Here is a 9,520-nt window from a genome sequence, read left to right as displayed (position 1 = left end):
AGGGTTACGTCTTTTCCCTCGCGCTTCACATCCGCTTTGCCAATCGGGATGACATGATCCGGATCTGTGGGCACATCGCCCTTGACGGTCCACAATCGGTTGTCTTCGAACATAAGCACAGGATCGCCGTCGCGAATGGCCGATTTCATAAGACCCTTGATGTCGGCGGCGCTGGTCGGGCTGATGATCTTGAGGCCCGGCACATTCATGAAAAACGGATAGGGCCGGTCGGCATGCTGCGCCGCGTTGTTCCCCAGCGGGTACATACAGCAACGAAACACGATAGGAATGTCGATCTGGCCTCCCGTCATAAACCGCAACTTCGACGCCTGGTTGATAATCTGATCCGAAGCGAGATAGACGAAACTGGCCATTGTTAGGTCGACGATCGGTCGCAATCCGTTGATGGCAGCCCCGATCCCCATCCCGGTAAAACTGCCTTCTGAAATCGGCATGTTCCAGATCCGGTGCTTGCCGAATCGCTCAACAAGCTTGTCACCGCCATATACCGAGATGTCTTCCCCCATTAGGATGACCCGCTCATCACGAGTCATTTCCTCTAACTGCGTCTCAATGAGCGCATCAAGATAGGTCATCTGAATATGGGTGCCGGGCGTAACGGCAAGTTTCTGGACATCAGTTTGCATGTCGATTAATTCCTCTCCAGCCCAGCCACGAAGCTGTTATGGCCTGCAAGGGGCGATTTGAACATGTAGTCGGGCAAGGTTTCGGGGCTAGGCATGGGGCTGGCCAAAGCAAATTGTACAGCCTGCTTGACGGCTGCGGCGACTTCGTCCTCTACTGCTCTCAGACTGTCTTCATTGAAGCCTTCTTCTAAGAGCACGTTGCGATATAGCGAAATCGGATCGCGGTCGCGTTTGTACCTCTCTACTTCTTCAACCATTCGATACGGTACGTCCCGAACAACCAAGCGGAAACTGTGGTCATCGAATCTATAGGTGTTAGCTACTATGAGAGTCGGCCCCTCGCCCGCGCGTGCTCGCGTGACAGCCTGTGCCGCAGCCTTGTTCACGGCGCTCACGTCCTGCCCGTCAACCGTTACCCCTGGCATGCCGTAGCCCGCCGCCCGCAGCGCAATGTCCGTCTGCCCGTGGCTTTGCGCCACCAAGGTGGTGATTGCATAGCCGTTATTTTCGCAAAGATAGATGACCGGAAGCTTCCACAGCGAAGCCATGTTGAGACACTCATGGAAGGTGCCCTGGTTCACCGCTCCATCGCCAAAGAAGCAAAGCGTAACCTGATCGACGCCTCGCACCTTGGCGCTGAACGCGCACCCTGTGGCAAGAGGAATGCCCCCTCCGACGATAGCCGATTCGCTGATGATCCCGACCGATCTGTCTGCAAAGTGCATCGAACCGCCGCGTCCCTTGCAAATGCCACCCTCCTTTCCCATCAGCTCGGCCATGAGCGCGTCCAGATGGGCACCCTTCCCGATCGGATGGCCGTGCGAACGATGCGTTCCTGTCATGGCGTCATCGTCCCGAAGGGCGAGACATGCCCCGACGATAGCGGCTTCCTGACCCACGCTCGAGTGGAAGAAACCAGGAATCTTGTCACCCTGGAACTGGCGCACACCCTCTTCTTCGAATCGGCGGATGCGAAGCATCCGTCGATAAGCCTCTAATCTCTGATCACCGTTCAACTGCATGATCCAAACATTGCTCCACTAGTCAAGAAAATAGATCTGTGATGGCAGAGGACAAGTCCTGTGAATTCATCGGTATAGTGTTATCAACATTCCTGTTTCTCCAAGATCCGGAACAAATGGCTTTTCGACAAGCTATTAGCCCCCCCGCAGCTACCCATTAGTAATGGAATTGACTTCAATTGGCTGCTGTGCGGCCTCAGCTTTGGCGGACTTCAGCGTCTCAAGGATGTTTGCGGCGACGAGACGCCCATATGGGTCGGTCTCGCAGTTGTCGGAGAAACTTTTCTCCCCGAACAACTGCTCGCCACGCCATTACTGATCGGCGGCGTGACGCCAAGACCGCATACCGAAGCCGAGATTGTCCTTGGCGACCAGCATGCCCATCTTGCGCATGAACTCGCCCGAGCCATCCGGGATGAGCTTGACCTTCTTGAGACGCAAAGCCTTGCTCCACGCGTTCATGACGAAGGCATCGGGTGACGAGGGGAACGCTCTTTTTCGAGGTCACAGCTATTGCTCCTTTGAAAGAAAACTGGCGCATTGCTTCTCGGTTGGGACTGACGCAAGCCGAACTCAGCAGGCATGCCGAGGCATAAGATGAGACTTTGCGGCTCCCACCTCGTTGGCATCCGGTTGTAAGGGAGGTCTTGGCTCCTCGTCGTCGCCACTCGAACGACCACGTCGGTACGGGTGATTTGAGTGCCTTCGGGCGGCTCGGGCCGACCTTCTTCGCTGATGGCGCTCGAAGGGACATCGATGATGCGCTTCTCGTCCTCGAGGAAACAGGTGATGGTGATCGGATGTGTCCGCGTCGGAATAGCAGTGTGATGCGTCAACTGTGGGAATGTGCAAAAGCCCAGGTTGGCGGAACTGAGCCAGCGCATTGTAGGGCGTTGCGAGTAAGACGCCGACCTTGGCTTGGGTGGCCCTTTGATGAACTTCTTCGGCACGCACATGCTGATGAAGACCGGTCAACGCCAAATCGGCGAGCGCCACGCGTTGGCGCGTCGGCCTTGGATCAATCATACGCAATAAAGTTGCCGAGGACGGACCTCTGGAGTGAACCATGTCCCGATGTTCAGCGGGAATGGGGACGGTCTTCTCAGGCGCTTGTATGGAGCTTTGCGGTGTCAGCAATGACTTGTGCCTAGTCTTCTAAGTGCTTTCTATGGGTTCCAGAGAGTCTAAAGCAAACGCCGCGCCAATTGGCTTAACGCTAGGTGATCACATGGCTTTTGCAGCGGCGAGGCGTCACCGGAAGACATCCGCAAACCCCCTTTGGTTCGAAGCTGGACAAGAATGTCGGAAAGCGAATGAAAGGATGGGAGCCGGGCCGGCACCACGGACAAGCGGCGTGACCTGCCCCTGAAATGTCCTCGCTTTGAGATCGGTCTGCCATACCGGTAATTTCTCTGGGGTCAGCGGCATGCAGAAGACCCGGTTGCGGCTTGAATATTGCAGGCACGGTCGGTTCAGGCTATCGAAACGGTGCCCGCAGCCTGTCAAACGGCGTCTTCCATCCTTCGAAAGCCCGGCTTCCAAGTCAATTCTGCTTGTTCATCCTGTCCGGTCCGAGGGGCGCACTCCATTATGGGGTCAATTTTGCACGCCGATTCACACGCAGCCGGTTGCGAAGTTCGCCATTGATCTCCGTCGCCCCGGATCTGCGCACATGCGCACCGTGGAGCTACCATCGCATCTGCTGCTTCTTGATCATCCGCTTGCCGACAAGTGAATTCACCGCAGATTCGGCGAGAGTGGTGGCGACGCGAAGCCCAGCCCGGTAGCGCTTTCCATAGTTGACGATCGCACTGCGTTGAAGGACATAGGTCAGGAGCTGCGCGCCAAGGCTGTGACAGCGGTGCGATCGAGAACTCGCCTTCTTGCTGCGAAACCCTCAGTCTCAACAGGAGACTCTGTAAGTCGCTGGATCGCGCGATCGACCTGCCCATGCCAGAGACTCCATTTCCTGTCGATGGAGGAAAGGATTTCGGGGAAATCGGATCGGGATCGGGCCATGTGATCGGCGTCTGCTGCATCCGGCAGATGTCGCCAAATTCGTTCCTGCCCTAGCAGGCTGTTGAAGAAGTCAGGCTCTTTCGCAAACGAAGCCGGAATCGTCGGCATTGTGGATGTAGAAGTGGCCGACGAGGCGACCTGCAGTGCCAAAGACAACCCAGCCGCGGCCACAGGCTGGGTCGTTCTCATCATGCCCCTCCCACGAGAATTCCGCGCAGGCTGAACCATCGCGGGTGCCATAGCGGACATCGAGGAAGCCCTTGAGTGCGCCAAAGGCGATCTCGCCATCCGCCGAGCCTTTGAATGTCAGATGGGCTTCCTCGACGAGATCGAGGAAGTCGTTATCCCAAACATCCATCTCGATGATGCGCCAGCGGTCGGCGAAGGCCTTGGCGAAGCCGGGAACCTTGGCCATCAGCCGGTCTCCGCCATAAGCTTTGGCAGTCGCACCAGATTGTAGGCAGCGGCTGCGAAGGTGAAGGCCCATCCGACACGGTCGCGGCCGCGGAACCTGGTCTTGTGCTGGCCGGCCACGACCTTGATCCAACCGAACGCCTCTTCGATGCGCTTCCTGATGCGCTGGCTGACGGCATAGCCGCCATGTCGCGTCGTGCGCCTGTCGATCGCGGAACTGCGGCCGCTCGTGTTCTGCGCTACATGCGGCGTCACCCTCATCGAGCGCAGCTCATTGACGAAGTCTTCCGCGTCGTAGGCCTTGTCGGCGCCGAGCGTGATCGCCTGTGGCCGCTCCGCTCGAGGTTCGATCATGTGCAGTGCGGCCACCCGCTCAGCATGTCCGTCGGCCAGTGTCAGGCAGGCGTCGACCAGCAGGCCTTGGCGGTTCTCTATCAAGCCATGTCCCATAAAGCACAGCTTGGCCTCCTTGCCTTTGCCCTTGCGATAGAGCCGGGCATCCGGATCGGTGGTCGAGGCATGTGTGTCGTTAGAACGCTTGTGGCCATGTAAGTCCGCTTCCGCGTTTCGCCCGCCCCCTTCAGCCGGTGGCTCGCCATGACCCCCGCTTGGGCCGTCCGTCGGTTTCACGCTCTTCATCGACGCCCACGCCTCGATCAATGTGCCATCGACCGAGAAGTGGTCCGTAGACAAGCTTCGTCACCTTGGGCTGCGCCAGCACCGCAGCAAGGAACTTCGTCGCGATGTCGCCCTCCAGCAGCCGGTCGCGATTTTTGGAGAACACCGAATGGTCCCAGGCCGCGTCATCGACGCCGATGCCGACGAACCAGCGGAACAGAAGGTCGTATTCCAGCCGCTCCATCAACAGCCGCTCCGAGCGGATCGAGTAGAACGCCTGTAGCAGCATCGCTCGCAGAAGCTTTTCTGGCGGGATCGAAGGTCGCCCAATCGGCGAATACAGCGCCGCCAAGTCCCGCTCCAACGCCGCCAGCGCGTCGTTCACAATCGCCCGAATGCGGCGCAACGGATGATCGCGCCGCACCCGAGCCTCGAGATCAACATAACTGAACAGTTTGCCAACAGTTTGCCAGACCGTTCGTCTCCACCGCGCATGCCTCGTTCTACGAATCTCTCCGGAGACACTGAATCACGCTCACAGCCCCGCTGCGAGCCACTTTTTCAACAGCCTGCTAGATCGTGATCGCCCATTCCACGGCCATCGCTTTGTCTCCGAACAAAACGACGCTGATGGACTGCTCGGGCCTAACAACCCCTATTCGACCCCAGAGAAACTACCGGAATCGTCCGATGTACGACATTGTTAGACATGCGACCGAGCCGGTTTAATCCATTGCCTTGAATTTGACACGTTTTTGCTTTGGCGCGCATATTGCGTTGTGTCATCCGCAAAGGCGTCACCGACCGACGCTAATCGTGCGGAGAATGTCGAAATGTTACCACAATGCTGTTTGCCGGCCTACGTCCGGCCATCCTACAGCAGGACGTTCCAGATGCAGAAATTTCCCATTTCGGATTCGTCTCGCGGGGCTTCGACGGCTGCTTCATCATAGAAGACGCGACCGACTCCGAAGTTAGGGAAATTCGTCGAGGCCGGTGTACGGATGTCGAGCTTGAGAAGGCCAAAAACGCTTAGTGCGCTCGATGATCTTCGAACACGACAGCCAAGCGGGAATGGCCATCATGTACGGGCAGGACCTTGCCATCGGCAGGACTGTGGAGGACGTGCAGGAATGGCCGGAGAGGGTCCGCTGGGTAACGGCGACCCAGGTGCAGGCGGTTGCCAGACGTATCTTAGTCCTGACCGATCGGTGGCGGGATATCTGCTGCCGCGGGAAAGCGCCTCGATATTCAACCCGATTGCCCCTGAGGGCCTCTAAGCGTGGGTCGACCCGAGAAACAGACAAGGGGTCTCGCAGTGTACCGGGACAACAATCCCGCCGCAGGTACCGGAAATGCTGAGGGGCATTTTGTTGTACCTGATCCCACGGCACCGAGCCAATCGAGGCAGCGCTAGCCAAGCATCCACCAGCGAATTCAAGATGGCAACCCAGAGGAGCAAAGCCATGATGCATCCCGATCTCATGAAGTGTTTTGATCTTACCGGCCGTTCGGCGCTGGTCACCGGCAGCGCGCGAGGCATTGGTCTGGAAATTGCGCGCACGCTAAGGATGGCCGGTGCCTCGCTCATGCTGACCGATCTCGACCTCGACGCTACCAGGAAGGCCGCAGCCGATGTAGGTCCCGACGTCGGCGCACTCCGCTGCGACGTTAGCGATCCGCAGTCAGTGCGCGACCTAGCCGCAGCGATCGGCGCTTGCCCGGATATTCTCATTAACAATGCCGGCGTTGGGCGCGAGGGGCAGACGAGAGATACAAGTGACGACGACTGGCGGTTCGTGATCTCCGTTAACCTCGACGGCGTGTTCTATTGTTGCAGGACTTTCGGCGCGGCGATGGCCGAGCGCGGTTCGGGCAACATCGTCAATATTGGTTCGATGTGCGGCTTCATCGTTACGAAGCCGTGGGGCGGCCCAGCCTACCACGCCAGCAAGGCTGGCGTGCACATGCTCACAAAGACCTTCGCCTGCAAATGGGCAAAATCGGGCGTTCGCGTCAACGCGGTCGCTCCAGGATACATCGCCACGAACATGACCAGTAACCCCAATCCGACCCGGGTCGAACTCACGCCGGTAGGCCGCTTGGGCCGCACGGAGGAGATCGCAAATGTCGTTCAGTTTCTAGCCAGCGACGCCTCCAGCTACATGACCGGCGCAGTTCTTAGCGTGGATGGAGGGTACACGAGCTGGTGAGTGCAGATAACGAGGATACTTAAGGGCCACGTACGTCCTTCTGCCAAGAGGCCGGTAATTTCTCTGGGGTCGAATAGGGGTTGTTAGGCCCGAGCAGTCCTTCAGCGTCGTTTGTTTGGAGACAAAGCGATGGCGGTGGAATGGACGATCACGATCTAGGGCAGGGACGAATTTGGCGACATCTAGGCATGGCTGGGCGCGGGATCGAGGGCGGATGGTGATGGTTTGTCATCGACCAAGACCTCCTTAACCAGCAAGCGGACGATTTTCTGGCGGTCGGTGATGTCCAAAGTTTCTGCCGATTAGCGTAGTCGTTGAAGGAAAGCGGTCAATGTCTCGGCCAATCGCAGGACCACCATCCGGTCCGCAGCCTGATCGCGATCGTCTGCAACTCGGCCTTCAATGTATTCGCGGGCTCACAGTTCAGGCATGCGAGAGCGCAGCTCGTCCAAGGACATGAGGTCTTCCTGAAAGGCGGTTAGGAGGCGTTCCAGGCTTTTGCTGACACGCGTGACGTCGCGTTCGACAGCCTCCTGCCGTTTTTGCGTTGGCTTTGCCGTTGCTAGGCAGGCGTATCCCATTGCAGCGACCGGCGTTGCAGCGAACCGAAATCGTGGATGCGATAGTTACGCGACCGGAGTCGCGAGATCGCTACCATCTCCTCGCTGGAAAGTTCGAAATCGAACAGGTCTATGTTTTCCGCCAGCCATTCCTTGCGCTCGGCGCGCGGAATGGCGACCAGGCCTTCCTGCTGCACTTGCCATCGTAGCACGATCTGCGCTGGGCTTTTGTCGTGCCGCTTCGCGGAATCCCCTATTGCCGCGTCCTCGAACAACGCTCCGCCTCGGCCGAGCGGGCAATAGGCGACCATCGCCATGCCGGCCGCGCGGCAGGCGGCATGGACCTTGGTCTGATCGAGATAGGGATGATATTCGACCTGGTTGGCCACAAGCGGGGCATCCGACAGGTGCACCGCCTCCGCAAGCATGCCGGTGGGGAAGTTCGATACGCCGATGTGCCGCGCCATGCCGGAATTGCGAACCGAGTTCAGCGCCTTGATGGAGCCCGCCAGCGGAACTTCCGGGTTCGGCCAGTGGATCAGCAGCAGGTCGACCGTGTCGAGGCCAAGGCGCTTCAGGCTCTCCTCGGCCGATCGCTCTAGGTCTCCCGGGGCGATATCGGTATACTGGACTTTGGTCGTGACGAAGACGTCGTCGCGCGGTATGTTGGAAAATCGCACTCCCTCGCCCACCGCGGTCTCGTTTTCATAGTACGCTGCGGTGTCGAGATGGCGGTAGCCGAGCGAGAGCGCATGCGCGACCAACTCCGAGCACAGTTCGCCTTTGAGCGTCCAGGTCCCAAGCCCGATCACCGGGATCGCCGCGCCGTTCACCATGACGTTATGCATAAGACCCTCAAATTCTTTCCCCGCGCCCGGCTTTCCTATCAACAAAGGTGGACCGGAGCTTGGCGCCCTCTTCTCTAAAGCTATCAACCAGCCCCCAGCGCTCCCGAACGGAAATGGAGCGGCTCAAGCTCATTCCAATCTGTCTGGATCTGAAATGGTGTCCCTCAGGCCCAGCAGGAACTTGCTTGCTTCGACTCCATCCACCGCGCGATGGTCAACTGAGAGCGTGCAAGTCAGCATTGTTGCGACCCTCGTTCCGTTGAGACGATCTGCAACCACTCGCGGCTCTGCCTTCCCTACTGCCAGAATGGCACATTGTGGCGCGTTTATGATCGCGTCGAACTGTTCGACCCCATAGCCGCCAAGATTGGATATGCTGAAAGAGCCGCCAGATATCTCACTAAGCTTCATCGCGTTGCGACCTGCTCGCTTGGCGAAATTCTTTACTTCCGCGGATATTTCCATCACCGACTTGGCTTCGGCACCGCGCACCACGGGGGTCGCAAGGCCACCTTCAACAGCGATTACGACCGAAATGTCAGCCCTGTGAAATCGGTGGATCGCAGTGTCCGTCATCTGACAGTTTAGGGCGGGATTGTCGACCAACGACACCGCAACCGCCTTGAGGAGACAATCATTTACAGATATTCTTTTTGTCGGATCCACTTCGTTGATCGCTGCCCGCCAACGCAAAAGAGCATCAATTTCCAGGTTGGCCACAAGGCGGAAGTGAGGAATCATCTGATTTGCCTGCGTCATCCGAGCGGCTATGGCTTTCCGCAACGGCGTCAGGGGGACCTCGGTGAACGAGTGGGACATCAGGCTTCAATCGTTCCGATGACCGCGTTGATCTCTACCGTTGCACCTTCCGGTGCAACGATTGTTGTCAAAATACCGCTCGCGGGCGCTTCAACTTCTACAGTGGCCTTGGCTGTCTCGACTTGAACGATAATTTCGCCTTCACTGACGGCGTCTCCGACACTTTTCACCCAGCGAACGATTGTAGCTTCCTCGATACCCATTCCACTGGAGGGTAGGATAATGTCCGTTGTCATCTTTGACTTCCATTCTTCTCAGAGTTTTCGAAGATCTCAGAGCAGCCGCCGAACGGCGGCGATGATGCGATCCTTCGTCGGGTAGAAATCCTTCTCGAGGGCCGGACTGAAGGGTACGTGAATG

General features: G+C 58.0%; 8 protein-coding genes and 2 pseudogenes. 1 reads left to right on the top strand and 9 read right to left on the bottom strand.

Annotated elements, in window-relative coordinates; translation table 11 throughout:
• The 6 genes and pseudogenes from NKI16_RS33420 to NKI16_RS33395 all read right to left on the bottom strand — a co-directional run.
• Positions 1-647: alpha-ketoacid dehydrogenase subunit beta (locus NKI16_RS33420; RefSeq protein WP_502897650.1), on the bottom strand; the 647-nt coding region annotated here is incomplete at its 3' end.
• 5 nt (positions 648-652) lie between these two features.
• On the bottom strand, positions 653-1,627 hold the full coding sequence (locus NKI16_RS33415) for a thiamine pyrophosphate-dependent dehydrogenase E1 component subunit alpha (protein WP_352924699.1): 975 nt from the start codon (positions 1,625-1,627) through the stop codon (positions 653-655).
• 192 nt (positions 1,628-1,819) lie between these two features.
• Positions 1,820-2,143, bottom strand: a pseudogene (locus NKI16_RS33410) (peroxiredoxin); the annotation flags it as partial.
• A 99-nt stretch (positions 2,144-2,242) separates the two neighbouring features.
• Positions 2,243-2,695: a transcriptional repressor gene (locus NKI16_RS33405; protein ID WP_352924701.1), complete on the bottom strand. Its 453-nt coding sequence runs from the start codon at positions 2,693-2,695 to the stop codon at positions 2,243-2,245.
• A 1,063-nt stretch (positions 2,696-3,758) separates the two neighbouring features.
• Complete coding sequence (locus tag NKI16_RS33400) at positions 3,759-4,103, bottom strand: hypothetical protein (RefSeq protein ID WP_352924698.1); 345 nt, start codon at positions 4,101-4,103, stop codon at positions 3,759-3,761.
• Positions 4,103-5,215 (bottom strand): annotated as a pseudogene (locus tag NKI16_RS33395) (IS5 family transposase). The gene NKI16_RS33400 and the pseudogene NKI16_RS33395 overlap by 1 nt, the downstream one beginning before the upstream one ends.
• Before the next feature lie 971 nt (positions 5,216-6,186).
• Between NKI16_RS33395 and NKI16_RS33390 the strand changes: the two are divergent.
• A complete protein-coding gene (locus NKI16_RS33390; protein ID WP_352924696.1) occupies positions 6,187-6,933 on the top strand; it encodes an SDR family NAD(P)-dependent oxidoreductase in 747 nt (248 codons plus the stop codon).
• 562 nt (positions 6,934-7,495) lie between these two features.
• Here NKI16_RS33390 and NKI16_RS33385 read toward each other — a convergent pair.
• The 3 genes from NKI16_RS33385 to NKI16_RS33375 form a co-directional block, all read right to left on the bottom strand.
• Positions 7,496-8,341, bottom strand: coding sequence for an aldo/keto reductase (locus NKI16_RS33385; RefSeq protein WP_352924694.1), 846 nt, complete (start codon positions 8,339-8,341; stop codon positions 7,496-7,498).
• A 129-nt stretch (positions 8,342-8,470) separates the two neighbouring features.
• Positions 8,471-9,160, bottom strand: coding sequence for a 2-oxo acid dehydrogenase subunit E2 (locus tag NKI16_RS33380; RefSeq protein WP_352924692.1), 690 nt, complete (start codon positions 9,158-9,160; stop codon positions 8,471-8,473).
• Positions 9,160-9,396, bottom strand: coding sequence for a biotin/lipoyl-containing protein (locus NKI16_RS33375; protein WP_352924690.1), 237 nt, complete (start codon positions 9,394-9,396; stop codon positions 9,160-9,162). The genes NKI16_RS33380 and NKI16_RS33375 overlap by 1 nt, the downstream gene beginning before the upstream one ends.
• Positions 9,397-9,520: the final 124 nt, after the last annotated feature.

Origin of the sequence: Mesorhizobium sp. M0698, from assembly GCF_040320455.1 — a bacterium.
Lineage (GTDB): Bacteria > Pseudomonadota > Alphaproteobacteria > Rhizobiales > Rhizobiaceae > Mesorhizobium.
The sequence above is the reverse complement of the archived record's forward strand: the minus strand, read 5'-3'. Positions and strand labels throughout refer to the sequence as shown.

Bases quoted from the DNA above. Each gene is read 5' to 3' on its own strand.
- NKI16_RS33390 (WP_352924696.1), top strand. From the start codon at position 6,187: ATGATGCATCCCGATCTCATGAAGTGTTTTGATCTTACCGGCCGTTCG.
- NKI16_RS33385 (WP_352924694.1), bottom strand. From the start codon at position 8,341: ATGCATAACGTCATGGTGAACGGCGCGGCGATCCCGGTGATCGGGCTT.
- NKI16_RS33400 (WP_352924698.1), bottom strand. From the start codon at position 4,103: ATGGCCAAGGTTCCCGGCTTCGCCAAGGCCTTCGCCGACCGCTGGCGC.
- NKI16_RS33380 (WP_352924692.1), bottom strand. From the start codon at position 9,160: ATGTCCCACTCGTTCACCGAGGTCCCCCTGACGCCGTTGCGGAAAGCC.
- NKI16_RS33375 (WP_352924690.1), bottom strand. From the start codon at position 9,396: ATGACAACGGACATTATCCTACCCTCCAGTGGAATGGGTATCGAGGAA.
- NKI16_RS33405 (WP_352924701.1), bottom strand. From the start codon at position 2,695: ATGATTGATCCAAGGCCGACGCGCCAACGCGTGGCGCTCGCCGATTTG.
- NKI16_RS33415 (WP_352924699.1), bottom strand. From the start codon at position 1,627: ATGCTTCGCATCCGCCGATTCGAAGAAGAGGGTGTGCGCCAGTTCCAG.